12 protein-coding genes are annotated in these 17,326 nt (G+C 63.1%); all 12 read right to left on the bottom strand.

All coding sequences use genetic code 11. The annotated features are described in order from the left end of the window. Positions 1–43: 43 nt before the first annotated feature. Positions 44–2,752, bottom strand: coding sequence for an autotransporter family protein (locus HKK52_RS05550; RefSeq protein WP_169369918.1), 2,709 nt, complete (start codon positions 2,750–2,752; stop codon positions 44–46). Between the two features lie 342 nt (positions 2,753–3,094). Continuing rightward, positions 3,095–3,922, bottom strand: coding sequence for an endonuclease/exonuclease/phosphatase family protein (locus tag HKK52_RS05545; protein WP_429527000.1), 828 nt, complete (start codon positions 3,920–3,922; stop codon positions 3,095–3,097). A gap of 120 nt (positions 3,923–4,042) precedes the next feature. Further along, positions 4,043–4,801, bottom strand: coding sequence for a PIG-L deacetylase family protein (locus tag HKK52_RS05540; RefSeq protein WP_169369916.1), 759 nt, complete (start codon positions 4,799–4,801; stop codon positions 4,043–4,045). A gap of 180 nt (positions 4,802–4,981) precedes the next feature. Next, positions 4,982–5,641 (bottom strand): glycosyltransferase, encoded by a 660-nt coding sequence (locus HKK52_RS05535; protein ID WP_169369915.1) that lies wholly within the window; start codon positions 5,639–5,641, stop codon positions 4,982–4,984. Then, a complete protein-coding gene (locus tag HKK52_RS05530; protein ID WP_169369914.1) occupies positions 5,638–6,237 on the bottom strand; it encodes an SAM-dependent methyltransferase in 600 nt (199 codons plus the stop codon). Before HKK52_RS05530 ends, HKK52_RS05535 begins: the two co-directional genes overlap by 4 nt. Then, entirely contained in the window at positions 6,234–6,992 is a 759-nt protein-coding gene (locus tag HKK52_RS05525) for a PIG-L deacetylase family protein (protein WP_169369913.1), read from the bottom strand. The genes HKK52_RS05530 and HKK52_RS05525 overlap by 4 nt, the downstream gene beginning before the upstream one ends. Further along, the gene (locus tag HKK52_RS05520) at positions 6,989–7,978 is read right to left on the bottom strand and encodes an acyl-CoA dehydrogenase (RefSeq protein ID WP_169369912.1); all 990 of its coding nucleotides are present in this window, start codon (positions 7,976–7,978) and stop codon (positions 6,989–6,991) included. The genes HKK52_RS05525 and HKK52_RS05520 overlap by 4 nt, the downstream gene beginning before the upstream one ends. A gap of 1 nt (position 7,979) precedes the next feature. Continuing rightward, positions 7,980–10,139: a glycogen debranching protein GlgX gene (gene glgX / locus HKK52_RS05515; protein WP_169369911.1), complete on the bottom strand. Its 2,160-nt coding sequence runs from the start codon at positions 10,137–10,139 to the stop codon at positions 7,980–7,982. A 173-nt stretch (positions 10,140–10,312) separates the two neighbouring features. Further along, positions 10,313–10,630 carry a DUF2934 domain-containing protein gene (locus tag HKK52_RS05510; RefSeq protein WP_169369910.1) on the bottom strand — a complete coding sequence of 106 codons (318 nt, stop codon included), beginning with the start codon at positions 10,628–10,630 and terminating at the stop codon, positions 10,313–10,315. A gap of 21 nt (positions 10,631–10,651) precedes the next feature. Further along, a complete protein-coding gene (locus HKK52_RS05505) occupies positions 10,652–13,447 on the bottom strand; it encodes a malto-oligosyltrehalose synthase (protein ID WP_169369909.1) in 2,796 nt (931 codons plus the stop codon). Continuing rightward, a complete protein-coding gene (malQ, locus tag HKK52_RS05500) occupies positions 13,444–15,522 on the bottom strand; it encodes a 4-alpha-glucanotransferase (protein ID WP_169369908.1) in 2,079 nt (692 codons plus the stop codon). The genes HKK52_RS05505 and malQ overlap by 4 nt, the downstream gene beginning before the upstream one ends. Next, a complete protein-coding gene (gene treZ / locus HKK52_RS05495; RefSeq protein ID WP_169369907.1) occupies positions 15,519–17,312 on the bottom strand; it encodes a malto-oligosyltrehalose trehalohydrolase in 1,794 nt (597 codons plus the stop codon). Before treZ ends, malQ begins: the two co-directional genes overlap by 4 nt. Positions 17,313–17,326 lie beyond the last annotated feature (14 nt).

Raw genomic sequence — 17,326 nt, 5'->3', positions numbered from 1 at the left:
AAGAAACCCTCAAGCCAGCGGCTTTTGATAGTTGGCTAAACACCTACCAACTCAACCTGACGCCGACATTGCCCACCACGCCGCGCAACTGATTGCTGTCAATATTGCGGGTGTAATCGGCACTGGCGTACACGCTGACGGAAGAGGCGAGGCTGAGCACCACCCCGACACCGAGATCGGCACTGGAGGACTTTTGTTCGCTCTCGATCCGGTCGACATGATCGAACGTCACCGTGTCGGTCCCCGAGAACGTGTGCCACAGATTGGCCCGCAGATACGGCTCCAGCGGCCGGCCACTGACTTCATAGCGACCCTTGAGGCGCGCACCGAGGCGACCGGTCCAGGCGCCGTCGGAGTCGAAGGACACCCGGGAAATGCCGTCGTCCTGACTGTCCAGGGAGATTTTCTGGTGAATCACTTGCGCCTGGGGTTCCACCACCCAGTTGCCGGCCAGGGCGATCGGGTAGCCGGCCTCTGCCGACAGCGTCAGGGCGTGACCACGGTTGTCGAGCTTGAGCCCGCGCTCGGAACGGTTATCGCCGTCGAACCGCGTGCCCATGACCACCGTATCGACGTACCAGCCCTTGGGATCGGTCAGCGTCCAGTACAGGCCGTAGCTGTCGCCTTCCAGTTCCACGCTGCCGGCACGCTTGCCTTCAAAGCCTTCGTTGAAACCGTCGACATCGCCCTGTAAGCGGGTGTGCCCGACGAAGAACCCGGTGCGCTGGGTTTGCCCGCCGTCGGTTTGCGCGCTGTACAAATCGTTGCCCACTTGAAAACCGTTTAGCGAACCGTTGAGCCGTGGCGTCACGGTGCCGGCCCAGGTCTGGTCGAAGTTCTTGCCATAGACCCGCGCCCAACCTGCGCTGAAGGCGCCGGTCTCGGTGAGCAGGCGCTGCTCGCCCTGGCGATCGTGGAAGGTGCCGAGGGCGCTGAGGGTCAATTGCGCAGCGGCCGGTGGCAGCACCGACCAGGTCGGGACTTCCGGGCGGTACAAGGGAATCGGCGCTGCGCCGGGGACGGCGGCGGGCAACACCGGCAGCGGCGAACTGCCGGCCGGTGCGGCGGGCACTGTGATCAGGGTCGGTGGCAGGGTCGGGTCGGCGTTGGGAATGCTGATGACCGTGGGTGTCGCTGCCGCCGCCACGAGGATCGGGGGCAAGGTTGGATCGGGGTTGGGAATGCTGAAGATCGTCGGCGTGGCTGCAGCCACAGGTGTCGCCACCGCCGGCACGATAATCGGAGGCAAGTCTGGATCGGGATTGGGAATGCTAAAGGCCGCCGCCGGCGCGACCACCGCTGAGCGCAGGTACCAACTGTTCTCGGTGCCTGCGGTGACGCCGCCCTTGAACAGACGGTAATCGTAGGCGCCCGCCGACACTGTGCTGTTGAGCACAAACGCGCTGTTATCGCTGACGGCCGTGCCTTGGGCCTGGACCAACTGGATGCCGTTCTGCTGGGTCAAACCGCCGACGCCGCCCAGGTTGCTGACGCTGATCACGGTGCTGCCGGTCAACGTGCCGTTGTTTACCACCAGTTTGTCGCTGGGGGAACTGTCGTCGCCGACCACGCTTTGCAGCCGCAGTTGGCCGTTATTGCCGGCGTAATTGCCCTGGACGGTCAGGGTGTCGTCGGTGCGGGTGTTGCCGCTGGCCAGGTCAATCACCCCGTCGTTGTTCAGGGTCGCGAACTGCCCGGCGGTAAACGGTGTGATGCTGCCCTGAGTCGATGTCAGGGTGCTGCTCGCATCGATATTGAACACCCCGGTGCCGCTGGCGCTGTCGCCCAGGACGAAGTTGCCGGCCAGGTCGAATCGCGAGCCGTTGCTCAGGTTCACCGTTTCCCAGTTGATGTAGCGGGCGGGGTTGGCGGTGGCGGTGCGGTCGAAGGTCAGCAGGTCGTTACCGGTTCCGCCGTCGATACTCGGGGTGAGGGCGAGGATGCTTTCATCGAGGTTGCTCAGAGTCGCGCGGTCGTTACCTTCGGCCATGAGAATGGCTGAGCGGATAATGCCGCCACCGCTCCAGTTCAAAATGTCATCGCCGACACTGGCGCGGATTTCACCGACGATCTCGCCGCCGGTCACTGTGATGCTGTCGTTGCCGCCGCTGACGCTGATATTGCCGCCGATGAAACCCCCGGAAACGATGATGGTGTCGGTGCCGAACCCGGTCACCAGGTTGCCGAGGATCTGCCCGCCCGACAGGTCGAAAATATTGTTGTCGAGTTTCATGTCGACCCGGCCGATGGTGCCACCGGTCATCCGCGCCACGTCGCCGTCCTCGAAGGCGCCGGTGATCGTGCCGCCGGTCATCAGGAAGGTGTCACGGCCATCGCCCTGGGCCAGGGACTGAATCGTGCCGCCGCTCATGACGAAGTCGTCGATGCCGTTGCCCTGGCTCACGGCGCCGGTGATTTGCCCGGCGCTGATGCGCAGGCGGTCGCTGCCATCGCCCAGATCGAGCGCGCCGGCGAGGGTGCCGGAGTTCATGTCGAAGGTGTCGCTGCCGGCGCCGAAGGTCACGTTGCCATTGATGCGGCCCGTGCCGTTGGCGGGGAAAGTCAGGCTGTTGTTGCCCGCCAGATCGGTCAAGGCACCGCTGGTGCCGCTGTCGCAGGTGAAGGCATCGTTGCCGGGGCCGGCGATCAGTGAGCAGGCGCCGGAGGTGGGGGGACTGACGAAAATCAGGAGTGAAGCAGGAACAACGAAGACCTGCGGCATTGTCCGCAGCAGCCAGGCATAGCGACTCATGGTGAATCCCTTCTCGTGTTTCGGGGGATGTCATCCTTGGTGGTTCGCCGGACTGTAAAACAACCCTAATTCATGAACTGCGTGAGGCACGCGCCCTAACGAATTGAATGTGCTAGTCCTTAAGCTTTTTTAAGGTGTAGACGCATTCTTTGACCAAGGGGAGCGCTACTGACGAATGGTTCTGTCAACCCTGACACCGTGGCGAGGGCTTGTTGTGGCGAGGGAGCTTGCTCCCGCTGGGCTGCGAAGCGGCCCCCGCTTTTGCTTGAAGCGCGGGACTGCTGGCGCAGTCCAGCGGGAGCAAGCTCCCTCGCCACAGGGTACTCAACCGACTTACATCACTTACAGGTGCACTTCCACCGCCAACGGCAAGTGGTCCGACAGGTGCGTCCAGGGCCGGTTACCGAGGATGGTCGGGTGATGGCTGCTGGCATTGCGCAGGTAGATGCGGTCCAGGCGCAGCAGCGGAAAGCGCGCCGGGTAGGTCTTGGCAGGGCGGCCGTGATGGCGTTCGAAAGCTTCGTGCAGGTAGTCGCGTCGGGCGAGGGCGGCATTGCCTTGCAGCTGCCAGTCGTTGAAGTCGCCGGCGATGATCACCGGTGCATCTTCGGGTAAGGACTCGAGTAGTTGGCAGAGCAGCTGAAGCTGCAATTGCCGATGGCTTTCGAGCAGGCTCAGGTGCACACAGATCGCATGGACTTCGGCGTGGCCCGGCACGTCCAGTACGCAGTGCAGCAAGCCGCGGCGTTCGGGGCCGGTGATCGAGACGTCGAGGTTGCGGAATTCGCGGATCGGGTACTTCGACAACAGCGCGTTGCCGTGGTGGCCGTCGGGGTAGACCGCGTTACGGCCATAGGCGAAATCACTCCACATGCTGTCGGCGAGAAACTCGTACTGCGACATCTGTGGCCATTCGTGGTAACGGGAGGAGTGACGCTCGTGTTCGCCGATCACCTCCTGCAGGAACACCAGGTCCGCCGAGGTACTGCGTACTGCTTCACGCAATTCCGGGAGGATGAAACGGCGGTTGAGCGCGGTGAAGCCTTTGTGGGTATTGACCGTCAGCACGCGCAGTCGATGGATGGCGGTGGGTGTGTTCAAGGGCACCGATTGGCGCGTGCGGTGTTCTGAATCGCTGGTCACGTTGGCTCCTCTGAATCCAGGCTGCATAAGTATGCGACTGATGGAGCAGCGGGCAGTTCAGCGGGATTCTCTGTCGGAGCAAGGCTTGCCCGCGATGGCGTCTTTGAGATCGATATCGCGAGCAAGCATTGCTCCTGCAGGGCACGTTCAGACAAACACTATTTCATACGGCAAACGAATCCGCTCCAGCAGCGCCTTGGGCAGCAGCGGCGCAATGCCGATGGCCGGTTCGCCATCGAGTTGGCTGGCATAGGCATGGGTCGCGTGGCTTTTGCGGGCGATGGTCCAGGAGTCGATGCGCAACTTGCGGGCCCGGTGCCAGGGGATCTGCCCTTGGTCGCGCGTCGGCAAGTGCCAGGCCCAGACCGGCATTTCGTAGAACGCCACGCCGACGATCGCCGCGGCCCTGGCAGCTGCCCGGCCGACAGCGTCATGGTCATCGGTGCCGTCTTCGCGCCAGGTGCTGAACAGCACATCGCCGGGGCGCAGGTAGCGCGCAATGTAGTGACTCAATTGTTGTTCGCGCTCGACCAGGGCGTTATCGGTAAAGCCGCCACGAATCCATTTCAGGCTGTGCATCGGCAAGCCGAGGCGGCGCAAGGCTTCGACACTTTCCTGGGGGCGGAACACGCTCAAGCGCTTTTCCGACCATTGCTGCGAGCCCGGATGGCTGGCGCTGCCGTCGGTGATCGAGATCAGTTGCAGGGGATGGCCAAGGGTGGACAGCAGCTGCAACAAGCCGCCGCACATCACCACTTCATCGCCGGGGTGGGGCGCGATCACCACGGCGCGGGCGCCTTCGGGGACCAGGGTCTGGGTGTTGATGACGGGAATGTTGTCCAGTTGCGCGGCGTTGTTCCAGATTTGTGAAGGCAGGCTACTTTCGCTGAGGTAAACCGTTTTCATGGGCTACGTCCTTGTTCTGTCTCGCCCTCAGTCGTGCAACGCTTGATCGATCAAGCCCGGCAGACCCGTGAAGGCTGGTTGATAGCAATGTGCCGCGCTCCGAACCCTGGATTGCAGCCAACAGAGTATTGCTCATGCAGCTCTGTTCGTCGCCTCGCTGTGTCATCTGATATGGTTTTTTTATTCAATCTGTACCATGTTCCGCAAAAAATCCCCGAAACCACCCCGTGCACGGCTGTCCAGTCGGGCGCTGGTCAGCACTTGCGGCTGATGGCTCCAGGCGATGTTCGCCCCGCTGAGTTCCAACTGGCGCACCAGTTGCACATCTTCATCGCAGGCCAAGGCTTCAAACCCGCCGGCGCGCCGATATGCCTCGGCACTGATGCCCAGGTTGGCGCCGTGGATATGCCGGTGACCGTCGCGGGCCTGATAATGCTGGTGATAGTGAATTTGCGCCGACTGATCGAACTCGGCAGTCCACTGATCCACCGTGACTGTGCCGCACACCGCGTCGGCGCCCAGGGCCAGTTGCGCCACCAGCCAGTCCTTGGCGACCAGGCTGTCGGCGTCGGAACAGGAAATCCAGCGCGCGCCCTGTTCCAGCAGATAGCGCGCCCCGGCGGCCCGGGCCTGACCAACATTGCGCGCCTCGATCGCCAGGCTGTGCACCGGGTATTGCTCGACGATCCGCGCGGAACGGTCAGTGCAACTGTCGAGCACCACCAGCACCATCACCGGTTCACCCTCCAGCCGTTCATGACACCCGGCGCGCAGGGCGGCGCGGATGCAGCCTTCGAGCAGGTCTTCCTCGTTGTGTGCCGGGATCAGGATTCCAATCATCGCAAGCCCTCCAGAGCCGCCACGGAGCGAGGTTCTCGGCTCCAGAGTTCCAACAGGAAATCCGCTTCCTGATGCAGGACCAGGCGCGGCAGGTGCAAATGTTCGTGGAGCAGGTCATGGACCTGACGGGCGTTCAGCGGGCAGCCGTCGATGGGCGGACGCCAGTGACAGGCGAGCAGTTGACCGTCGGCCGTCAGCGACTGTTCGGCCTTGGCAATCAGGCGAATCAGGTCGTCGGCATCCAGGTAATAACCGATCTCGCTGATCACAATCAGGTCGAATTGCTCTTCAGGCCAATCGCCGGGCAGACGGCTCTGGCGCACTTCGGCGTGATCGAACAGGCTCAGGCGCGTGCGGGCCAGGGCGACAGCGGCGGCTGCGGTGTCGCAACACAGCAGGCGATCGCAACGGCTGGCCAACTCCGCGCTCAGCTCACCGTTGGCGCAGCCGGGTTCGAAGATCGCACGGTAATGCGGTCGGGGCAGGGCGGCGAGGGTGATCGCGCGTTTGCGTTGTTCGTACCAACGTTGGCGAAACGCCCAAGGGTCATCGTTGCCCGAGAACAATCCGTCGAAATAGCGATCCTCGACACTCATACAAACACCACTTCGAACGGTTGCAGTAATCGCTCCAGCACGTAGGGCGGCAGCACAGGTGGGAGACCGATCTGCGGGTCGCCTTCCAACTGGCTGGCGAAGGCATGGATTGCGTGACGCTTGCGTGCGATCAGTGGCGGGTCGAGCAGAATCTTGCGCGCGCGATGCCACGGCACAAAACTGTCTTCCGGGGTTGCCCAGTGCCAGGTCCACACTGGCAATTCATGCAGCGTCGCCCCCACCCGTTTCGCCGCCTCGGCACTCGCACGGCCTACGGCTTCATGGTCGCAATGACCGTCCTCGCGCCAGGTGGTGAACACCACATCGTCGGGCCGCAAATGCCGTTCGATGAAATCGCCGAGCTCAGCTTCCCGAGCCGCCACCTGACTGTCGGCAAAGCCGCCCCGCAACCATTTCAGGCTGTGCAGTGGCAGGCCAAGTCGGCGCAAGGCTTCGGCGGATTCCTGCGGGCGCACGGCGCTCAAACGCTCCACCGGCCAACGCCGGGAGCCGGGGTGACTGGCGCTGCCATCGGTGACCGAGATCAGCTGCAAGGGCCGGCCCGCATCGGCGAGTAATTGCAGGAAGCCGCCGCAACCGAGGACTTCGTCGTCCGGATGCGGGGCGATGATCACGGCGCGCGAACCTTCCGGCACCAGATCGAGGATGTCGATCACCGGCAGTTGCGCCAGATGTTCAGAGGTTTGCCACAGGTGCAGGGGCGTGCCCTGGCCGACGATGGGGTTGGCTTTCATAACGTCCACGCCCCGTTGCTGACCTGTTCGCCGAGGGCAGCGAGATCCCGTTCGGCGTGGCTTTGGCGCAGGAACACCGGCAGGTCGGCCATCAATTGGGCAAATTGCCGATCCTTGCAATAAGGCCCGGCGCCGAGGGCATGGCCGACGTGCAACATGACCTGCTCGGCGCTGTGCTCGATCACCGCACGGGCGCGTCGGGCCAGCAGTTCGGCGTTGTCCGTGGGATTGGCGTCGATGGTCAGCGCACTGACCCGCAACACTTCGGCCGCCGCGTGCAAGGCACTGTCGACCGCGCCGAGATGGGCGAGGGCATGGGGTTCCGGGCGTTGCGCGCAATGCCGGCGCAGGCGCTCGGCAATGCTCTGGGCTGCGCCATACCAGCAAGCGGCGATGCCGATCCCGCCTTGCCAGAACCCCGGCCGCTGCAAGTAGTCGCCGGGGTTGCCGATGGCTTGCGCTTCGGCCCCTTCGAACAACACTTCAACGCTGCCGGTGGCGCCCATGCCCACTGCTTGCCAGCCATCCGTGGTGACGTTGACGCCCGGTTGATCCAGCGCCACCGCGACCAATTGCTGCCGTTCATGATCATCCCACGCCGTGAGCAAGGCATGGCTGAGCACCGCCGCGCCCGAACACCAGGCCTTGCGCCCATTGAGCAGCACCATATGCCCCGAAGGACTGACCCGAACCTTGGCCTGCGGCGGTTCGGCGGCCCACATGCCCCACGTGCTGGCCGGTGTCGGCGACCCACCGAGTTGCTGGATGATCGCCAACGCGTCGGTATGGCCCTCATACAATTTGCACAACCCGAGGTCATGACCGCCGACCTCGGCCAGACGCTGGAAACGCGCCAATGTCTGGCCATCGCCGGGCAGTGGCAGCCGATCGAGACCGGCCTCCACCATTGCCCGCAAGCACCGGCCTAGCGCTTGAGTGTCAGCGTAGTCCGATGGTTGCTGTTGAAGAAATGCCTGGAGGTCCATTTCACTCGTCTTCCTCATGCTGCAATTCGAACAGCAGCAGCGAACGGCCGGTGACCGAATATTCGTGACCGATCTCAAAGCGTTCCTGACCGCGAATCGACGGTTGATTGGTGTCGATCATGCAGGTCCAGTGACCACCATCCGGCACTTCGGGCAAGGTGAAGTTGACGATGTCGTGGTGGGCGTTGACCACCAGCAGCAGCGTCGCATCGCCGCCCTTGCGGCGGATGCCGGTTTCCTGGGCGCGACCGTCGAGCAGCATACCGAGGCAACGACCGTGGGCTTCCTGCCATTGCTCGGTGGACATCTCGCTGCCGTCCGGGGCCAGCCAGGTCACGTCCTTGACGCCGATGTCCTCGTTGTAATTCCCCACCAGGAAGCGCCCGCGACGCAGGATCGGATAGGCCAGGCGCAACTTGATCAGGCGTTTGACGAACTTGAGCAAGGCCTTGCCGTCATCGCTCAAGTCCCAGTTGACCCAACCGATGTCACTGTCCTGGCAGTAGGCGTTGTTGTTGCCGTCCTGGGTGCGGGCGAACTCATCGCCGGCCACCAGCATCGGCGTGCCCTGGGACAGCAGCAGCGTGGCGAAGAAGTTGCGCATCTGCCGCTGGCGCAGTTCGTTGATCTCTGGATCATCGGTCGGGCCTTCGACGCCGTGGTTCCACGACAGGTTGTTGTTGCTGCCGTCCTGGTTGTTCTCGTCGTTGGCTTCGTTGTGTTTGTCGTTGTACGACACCAGGTCGTTGAGGGTGAAACCGTCGTGGGCGGTGATGAAATTCACCGAGGCATACGGCCGCCGCCCACGCTGGTTGAACATCTCGCCGGAGGCGGTCATGCGGCTGGCAAAGTCTGCCAGTTGGCCGTCATCGCCTTTCCAGAACGCACGCACGGTGTCGCGGAATTTGTCGTTCCACTCGACCCAGCCCGGCGGGAAGCCACCGACCTGATAGCCGCCGGGGCCGCAGTCCCAGGGCTCGGCAATCATTTTCACTTGGCGTAATACCGGGTCCTGGCGGCAGGCGACGAGGAAGCTGTGGCGTTCGTCAAAGCCGTCGTGATAACGCCCGAGAATGGTCGCCAGGTCGAAGCGGAAACCGTCGACGTGCATTTCCGTGGCCCAGTAGCGCAACGAGTCAGTGACCATTTGCAGCACGCAGGGGTGACTCAAATCCAGGGTGTTGCCGGTCCCGGAATCGTTGATGTAGAAACGTTTGTCGTCGGGCATCAAGCGGTAGTACGAGGCGTTGTCGATGCCGCGCATCGACAGGGTCGGGCCTTGTTCGTTGCCCTCGGCGGTGTGGTTGTAGACCACGTCGAGGATCACTTCCAGATTCGCTTCGTGCAGGTGCGCGACCATTTCCTTGAACTCGGCGATCTTGCCGCTGGCCAGGTAGCGCGGGTCCGGGGCGAAGAAGGCGATGCTGTTGTAGCCCCAGTAATTGGTCATGCCTTTGTGCAACAGGTGCTGGTCGTTGACGAAGGCGTGGATCGGCAGCAATTCCACGGTCGACACGCCGAGCTTGCGGATGTGCTCCAGCACGTCATCGACCATCAACCCGGCGAAGGTGCCACGCACGTTCTCGGGGACGGAAGGGTGACGCATGCTGATGCCGCGTACGTGAGTCTCATAAATGATCGTTTTGTCCCACGGCACGCTGACCCGATGGTCGTGGCCCCAGGTATGGGCCGGATCGATGACTTTGCACTTGGGCACGAACGGCGCGCTGTCGCGTTCGTCGAAACTGAGGTCGGCATCTTTATGGCCGATGGTGTAGCCGAACAGCGCTTCCGACCATTTCAACTGGCCGACCAATTGCTTGGCGTAGGGGTCGATCAGCAGTTTGTTGTGGTTGAAGCGATGACCGTTGGCCGGGTCGTATGGACCGTAGACACGGTAACCATAGATCAGCCCCGGGTGGGCGTCTGGCAGGTAGCCGTGGTAGATCTCGTCGGTGTACTCCGGCAGTTCGATGCGTTCCAGTTCGACTTCGCCGGCATCGTCGAAGATGCACAGTTCGACCTTGGTGGCGTTGGCGGAAAACAGCGCGAAGTTAACCCCCAGGCCATCCCAGGTCGCGCCCAGCGGGAAGGGCAAGCCTTCACGGATTCGCGAGGCCTCGGCTTGAGGTTCTGGCGCGGCTTTCTTTGGATTGGTCATAGATGCTCCTGCAAAAAGGGGTGACGTAAACGGTGCCGGTCGGTCTTGACGTGTAGGGCTGCCAAAGGCGGCTCCTACGGGGGAACGGTGGCGTTCCGGTTTTTTGCGGGCGAACGCGCCCACAGTGGCGAGCGAACCCGCCACGAGATCAGTCAGTTCAAAAGCGTGAAACGTCAGACCGCTGGTGGTTTCTTCGCGGTACGTGGTTTCTTCTCGGCGGCTTTTTCCCCCGGCGGGGTTACTTTGGCAGCCGCGGCCGGTTTGGCCTTGGCCTTCACTGCCGGGGCCTTGCTGTCGAGCTTGCCGTTAGCCTTGCTGGCGGCCGGGGTCTTGCCGGTGGCAGCCTTCGACGATTTCTTGGGCGCCAGGGCTTCCGCTTCCGCCAGTTTGCGCGCCATCTCCCAATGACGTTCTTCCTGGCCTTCGGGCTTGCCTTCGGACTCCCAGATTTGATAGGCAAATTCGCGAACGCGTTTATCTTCGGTACTCATCGCAATGCTCCTGAACTGAACTCAAGTGTGGATAGTTTGGATAAAGAGATTGACCGGGAAATCCCCCAGCGCGGCGCTGATGTTCAGCTCCCTGTGATTTGTGACTGCTACGGTGGAAAAAAGTCCCTTCAGGTTTTCGTCCGGGGCGGCGAACGGTAATTTGACCCGCGTATCGCCCCACTGCAGCGCGTCCACCTGAGGCGTGGCACTGTTTTCCAGCAACCCGGCGCTACGGATCGGCACGATCACGATGGCGCGGCTGCCTGGCAGCGAGCGCGTAAAGGCCAACACGCGATGCGCCTGGTTGCCCACTACCTCAAGTGCCTCGTAAGTCCCTTGGCGGAACAACTCGGCATGCTCGGCCCGCCAGTTCAACGTGCGGGCGATCAGTTGCTGCTTGATGCGCCCGTCACGCCAGCTCGCCAATAGCTCGGGCAGGTCCGGTGGCGATTGCAGAGACTGCTGGCGACTGGCGTAATCCACCGGCCGGCGGTTGTCCGGATCGACCAGGGTAAAGTCCCAGTAGTCGTCGCCCTGATAGAGGTCCGGCACCCCCGGCACCGTCATGCGCAGCAAGGTTTGCGCCAATCCATTCAGCGCACCGGGTGCGGCAATGGCCTGCGCCGCGTCGCCGAGGGCCGAACGCAAGGGCTGACCTTCGGCGCTCAGCAACAGTCGATTGAGAAAGGCTTCGGTAGCCTGCTCGTAAGCATCGTTCGGTGCGCTCCAGCTGCTTTGCAACTTGGCTTCGCGCAAGGCTTTTTGCTGCCACTGCCAGAGGCGCTTGGCATAGTCCGCCAGCGCCGTTTGATCGTCACTGCGCAAGTCCAACGGCCAACTGCCGAGGATCGCCTGATAGAGAATCAACTCGTCACCGGCCGATGGCGTGCTGTCGTCGCTGCGCAGTTCGCGCGCGAGGTTGCGCCAGTGCTCGACCTGTTCGGCATACCAACCGCTGCGCTCACTCAACACCGCGAGCCGGGCTCGGGTGTCTTCGCCGCGCTTGTGGTCGTGAGTCGCCGTGGCCAGCAGATTGTTTGGAAAGGTGTCGAGCCGATTGCGGCACACGGCATGGAAGTCGCTGACCGGCGCACTGAACTGCTCGGTGCTGAAGCCCACGTCGTTGCGCGACAGTAACACCGCCGAGCGATAGAACGCCGTGTCTTCCACAGCCTTGGCCGCCGCCGGTGAAGTCAGTTGCTGAAAGCGCACGCAGGCATGCTTGAGGATCTTGCGCTGGCGGCCCACCGGGCGTTTGCGCCACGGCTCGCCGCCGAGCCAGCCGGCCAGGCAATCGAGCACTGGCCAGTCGGCCTCGCTCAAGGTCAGCCGCGCACCGTCCATGGCTTGCTGGAAAAACACATCGTCTTCAGCCGAGCGGCCACGGGGGCTGATGTAGGTGCGGTACACCGGGAAATGCACGATCAATTCCTGCAACGCCCGACGGATCGCACCGAGGGTCAGGTCGCGGGTCATCAGGTCATCCCTGGCCACTTGCAGCAGGGCCTGGGCAACACTTTCGAAATCCCCGGCCAGCGAACCGTTGAGAATTTGCTGGCGTGCCAGTCGCGCTTCCTGGATGAACTCGGCGGGGCGTTCGCTGTGACGGCTCCACAATTCACCCAGGGTTTCGGCGCCGGCCGGATCGTGTTGCAGCAACGACAACTGGTTCATGAACTCGTAACCGGTGGTGCCATCCACCGACCAGTCGCGGTGCAGGGTTTCACCTTCGCCGAGGATCTTCTCGACGTAGATCGGCAAGTGCCGCTGCGGTGACAGGCTGTCGACGCGACGCCGTAGTTTGCGGCAATAACCCCGCGGGTCGGCGAGGCCGTCGATGTGGTCGATGCGCAGGCCGTCCACCAAGCCTTCGGCAACCAGCTCGAAGATTTTTGCGTGGGTCGCTTCGAATACGGCCGGGCGTTCGACGCGCAAACCACCGAGCTCGTTGACATCGAAAAAACGCCGCCAGTTGATGTCGTCCGCCGCCGTGCGCCAACTGGCCAGGCGATAACTCTGGCGCTCCAGCAGGTTGTGCAGGTTCTGGAAGCCTTCTGTTGTCTGCGAGTCATACGTGCTGATTTGCTGTTGGATGGCGTGCAGGATGGCCGGGTCGGCCGCCAACTCGCGCAGTTCCTCTTGCAGGGGAATCGCCAGGCTGTGGGCATCGGTCTGGTAGCTCAGGGCTGCAAATCGATCGGACAGAAATTTCAATTGCTCGGTCTGTTCGGCATTCAGCTGTTCGCCGGGCTTGAGCAGTTCGCCGTACCAGGTCGGGCAGATCGGGAAGTGATGATCGTAGTGCTCGACATAAAACGCACCGTGCGCCGCATCGAAGCGCAAGGGCAGGGTGCCGTCCTGCAACGCCACGCCGTAATCGCTGCCGAGGAATGGCAGCAACAATTGGCCCTCCATCAACGGGTCCGGCGAATGCCACTGGATGTCGAAAAACTCGCCGTAGGGACTCAGGCGCCCCCATTCCAGCAAATCCAGCCACCACGGGTTATCGCCACCGCCGACGGCCATGTGGTTGGAAACGATGTCGAGGATCAGCCCCATGTTCTGCTGGCGCAAGGCATCGACCAAACGGCGCAACGCCGCTTCGCCGCCGAGCTCCGGGTTGACCGTGGTCGGGTCCACGACATCGTAGCCGTGCATGGAACCGGCCCGGGCGCTGAGCAGCGGCGAGGCGTAGACATGGCTGATGCCCAGGCGGGCGAAGTACGGCACCAGCGGCACCGCATCGTCGAGGGTGAAACCTTTATGAAATTGCAGCCGCAAGGTTGCCCGCAGCGGTTGGATCAGCGCCTGGTTCATTGGTCACGCTCGGCCGCCTGAAGTCGCGCGCAGGCGAGCAGTTCCAGGCGTCGGGCGGCGTCCAGGTGATCGAGCAAGGCTTCGCTGCCACCGGCCAGACGCCGCGACCAGTTGGGGTGCGTATCGATGGTGCCGGGCAGGTTGGCTTGCTGTTCGATGCCCAGGGCATCCTCCAGCGGTAGCAACACCAGCGGCGCCCGGGTGTGGCCGAGGAAACGGATCGCCGCGTCGAGCACCTGATCGGCTTCGTGGGACTCTTCGCGAAAGTTCTGCGGGTCCTCGCTCAGCACCCGACGCAGGCCTTCGCGCTCGCGTTCGCGATGGTGGCGCCATTCGATCTCGCCGTTGGCATCGACCAGGCCGAGGCGGGCATTCCAGTCGATATCGTGGCCGTGCCACCAGCCATTGATCGTTGGCAGATCATGGGTGCTGGTGGTCGCCAGGGCGTTGTCCGGCCATTCGAGGATCGACTTGAAATGGCTGTTGTCCTGTTCAAACAGCAGCACGCGCATGCCGAGGATCGAGCGCGCGATGAGTTTTTCCCGCAGGCCATCGGCCACGGTGCCCAGGTCTTCGCCGAGGACAATCGCCTGGTGCCGGTGGGATTCGAGGGCCAGCAGACGCAGCAGGTCATCGACGGGGTAATACAGATAAGCACCGTCGGCTGGCACGGAGTCGTTGGGGATCACCCACAACCGTTGCAGACCCATCACATGGTCGATGCGCAGGCCGCCAGCATGGGCGAAGTTGGCCCGCAGCATTTCGATAAAGGCACGGAAACCATTGCGCACCAGACCTTCGGGAGAGAACGCGGAAATCCCCCAGCCCTGGCCGGAACGGTTGAGGATGTCCGGCGGCGCGCCGACCGTCAGCGAGGCGAGTAATTCGTCCTGGCGGCTCCAGGCCTGGCTGCCACCGCCATCGGCGCCGACCGCGAGGTCAGCCACCAGGCCGATGCCCATGCCGGCGCTGATGGCTGCGCTTTGCGCCCGCGCCAGGCAGCGGTCGATCAGCCATTGGCAAAAGGCGAAGAAGCCGATGCGGCCGGCGTTTTCTTCGGCAAAGTCGGCGAGGGCGGCGCTGCGTGGGTCTTGCCATTGCTCAGGCCAGTGCCTCCAGTCCAGGTCTTCACCGCGAGCGGCCCGGGCTTCCTGGATGGCTTCGAAACGGCAGTGGTTTTCCAGCGCTTCGCCGCCGGCATGGCGGAAGCTGCTGAAGTCTTCGTGCAAGGGATGTTCGCCCTGGACAAAACCTTCGTACAGCGCCTGCAACAGCCGATGCTTGGCTTCGGCGGCGACCGGCCAATTGATCAGCGGCAGGGCTTCCAGTGCTTGCAGTTGCTCGGCCAGCCCGGTGGCGTCAATCGCATCACGCAAGGCGCGCTCGCCGAGGATCGCTCCCGGCGCCGCGTACAAGCTATTGAGGAACAAACGGCTGGACGGTGAATACGGGCTGTAGCGATGGGTGTCGCTGCTGAACATCGCGTGCATCGGGCTGATCGCCAGCGCCTCGGCACCTCGTTCGCCGGCCACGCGGGCCAGGTCTTCCAGCGCTTGGGTATCGCCGAAGCCGCCATCGCCGGAGCGGCGCAGCGAATACAACTGCACGCTCAGGCCCCAGGTGCGCGGGATCGGGCTGTCGACCGCATCGCCTACGCTGTAGCAGCGCTCGGGCGCCACGGCCAGGGTGAAGGATTGTCCGTCGATGTCGACGTGCTGATAACCGACCGGAATCAAACCCGGCAGGACCGCGGCGGCATCGAGTTTCATGTGCAGGCGCGAACCGTCTTCGAGGTGCACTTCGCACGGGGTTTCAGGTTCGAAATAGCGCGCCAGGTCGAGGCCTTTACCGACGTCTGCGGTGATCAGCGGCGGCAGGTGGCGGGTCTGTTGAACTTGCTGCAATTGCAGCAGGCTGGCGTCGATTTCCTGAGCAGTGCCGGCCGGATGGCCAAGCCCGGTCAGAACCGCGCGCAGCGCCGCCGGGGCGACTTTCTGTGGGCGACCGTTGGCGTCGATCCAGTCGACTGCCAGGCCAGCACGGCTGGCCAGTATTTCCAGTTGCGCATCGCTCATAGGCGCTCTCCATCAGGTAGCAAAGGGTTTGCAGCCGTGAGGCTGACGAGCACGCAAAATGGGGCGAGGCTGCTCTGGTTCAGCAGGTCGGACGCGGGAGGGTGTTCAAACAACAGCAACGCGTCGGCCTGTGGAGGGTGGACCACGGGCGCGTCGCTGAGGTTCAGGTCAATACGCAGCAGACTGCCGTTGCCCAACTGCCAGCGAGCGCTCACTGCGCCTTCGGCCAGCACCTCGGCCCCTAGCGCGCGGGCGCCGGGCAGGTGCGGGATGATGTGCTCGTGGCGCAGTTTCAGCAGCTGCCGATACAGGTCGTGAATGGCCTGTTGCGCCGGTTCATCGGCCGGGCGCGGCTGTGACGCCTCGAAGGTTTGCGGCGCATTGGGATCGGGGATTTTTTCGCGTTTGTGCGGATCCTTGAATGCGCTGAAGGCCGCGAATTCATTGCGCCGGCCTTCGCGCACCAGTTCCGCCAGTTCACCGTGGTGACTGGTGAAAAACAGGAACGGTTGCTCAGCTGCAAACTCGTCGCCCATGAACATCAACGGGATCATCGGCGACAACAGCAGCAACGCGGTGGCGGCTTTCAGCGCATCGGTCGGGGCCAGTTGATGCAGGCGTTCACCAAAGGCGCGATTGCCGATCTGGTCGTGGTTTTGCAGGAACAACACAAAAGAACTCGGTGGCAGATGACCGCTAGGCTCACCCCGTGACTCACCGTGACGATTGACGTGGCCTTGGAACACAAAACCTTCGCTCAGGCAGCGCGCCAGTTGCTCAGTGGGGTTTTCGGCGTAGTCGGCGTAATAGGCGTCGGTTTCGCCGGTCAGCAGCACATGCAGGGCGTTGTGGCCGTCGTCGTTCCACTGCGCGTCGAAACCTTGTTCCAGCAGGCTGGCCTGATTGTGTTCGTTTTCCAGGTTCAGCCACACATGGCGGCCTGGCGTGGTCTGGCGGCGGACCCGTTGCGCCAGTTCCTGGAGGAAGTCCGGGTCTTCGATGGCGTGCACCGCGTCCAGGCGCAAACCGTCGAAGCGGTATTCCTGCAGCCACATCAGCGCATTTTCGATAAAGAAGTCCCGTACTTCGCGGCGGCGGAAGTCGATGGCCGCGCCCCACGGCGTGTGTTTGTCTTCGCGGAAGAATCCCTTGGCGTAGCGATGCAGGTAATTGCCGTCGGGGCCGAAGTGGTTGTAGACCACGTCGAGAATCACCGCCAGGCCATGGCCGTGGGCCGTGTCGATCAGGTGCTTGAGTTGTTCGGGGGAACCGTAGGAGGCCTGGGGCGCGTAAGGCAGGACGCCGTCGTAGCCCCAATTGCGCTCGCCGGGGAATTGCGCCAGCGGCATCAGTTCGATGGCGGTGATGCCCAGCTCGACGAGGCGCGCCAAGTGCTGCTCGACGGCACTGAAACCACCGAGGGTGCCGACGTGCAGTTCGTAGATCACCGCTTCATTCCACGGCCGACCTTGCCAGTCGTGGTGTTGCCAGTGGTAGGCGAGGGGATCGACCACCACGCTGTGGCGGTCGAGGTCCCCGGCCTGGGCGCGGGAGGCCGGGTCGGGCACCTGCTGTTCACCATCGATGTTGTAGCGGTATCGCGTGCCGGCCGGGCAGCGGGTCTTGATCACAAACCAGCCATCGGCCTGGGGTTGTAGCGGTATGGATTGTCCATCATCCAGTTCGACACTGACGTCAAACGCATCTGGCGCCCACAAGGCAAAACGCGTGTGTTCTGCGTCCAGCATGATTGCGCCGTGGGGCCAGGTCTCAAGGGTCCGTAACGGCATCTTTGAAAACCTCT

The organism is Pseudomonas sp. ADAK2 (genome assembly GCF_012935755.1).
GTDB lineage: Bacteria > Pseudomonadota > Gammaproteobacteria > Pseudomonadales > Pseudomonadaceae > Aquipseudomonas.
Note: the sequence above shows the minus strand (reverse complement) of the source record. Positions and strands in the feature narration are given on the sequence as shown.

What these genes read in the sequence shown, in the direction of transcription:
- HKK52_RS05530 (WP_169369914.1), bottom strand. Translation starts at nt 6,237, where the DNA reads ATGAGTGTCGAGGATCGCTATTTCGACGGATTGTTCTCGGGCAACGAT.
- HKK52_RS05510 (WP_169369910.1), bottom strand. Translation starts at nt 10,630, where the DNA reads ATGAGTACCGAAGATAAACGCGTTCGCGAATTTGCCTATCAAATCTGG.
- treZ (WP_169369907.1), bottom strand. Translation starts at nt 17,312, where the DNA reads ATGCCGTTACGGACCCTTGAGACCTGGCCCCACGGCGCAATCATGCTG.
- HKK52_RS05525 (WP_169369913.1), bottom strand. Translation starts at nt 6,992, where the DNA reads ATGAAAGCCAACCCCATCGTCGGCCAGGGCACGCCCCTGCACCTGTGG.
- HKK52_RS05505 (WP_169369909.1), bottom strand. Translation starts at nt 13,447, where the DNA reads ATGAACCAGGCGCTGATCCAACCGCTGCGGGCAACCTTGCGGCTGCAA.
- malQ (WP_169369908.1), bottom strand. Translation starts at nt 15,522, where the DNA reads ATGAGCGATGCGCAACTGGAAATACTGGCCAGCCGTGCTGGCCTGGCA.
- glgX (WP_169369911.1), bottom strand. Translation starts at nt 10,139, where the DNA reads ATGACCAATCCAAAGAAAGCCGCGCCAGAACCTCAAGCCGAGGCCTCG.
- HKK52_RS05545 (WP_429527000.1), bottom strand. Translation starts at nt 3,922, where the DNA reads ATGCAGCCTGGATTCAGAGGAGCCAACGTGACCAGCGATTCAGAACAC.
- HKK52_RS05520 (WP_169369912.1), bottom strand. Translation starts at nt 7,978, where the DNA reads ATGGACCTCCAGGCATTTCTTCAACAGCAACCATCGGACTACGCTGAC.
- HKK52_RS05540 (WP_169369916.1), bottom strand. Translation starts at nt 4,801, where the DNA reads ATGAAAACGGTTTACCTCAGCGAAAGTAGCCTGCCTTCACAAATCTGG.
- HKK52_RS05550 (WP_169369918.1), bottom strand. Translation starts at nt 2,752, where the DNA reads ATGAGTCGCTATGCCTGGCTGCTGCGGACAATGCCGCAGGTCTTCGTT.
- HKK52_RS05535 (WP_169369915.1), bottom strand. Translation starts at nt 5,641, where the DNA reads ATGATTGGAATCCTGATCCCGGCACACAACGAGGAAGACCTGCTCGAA.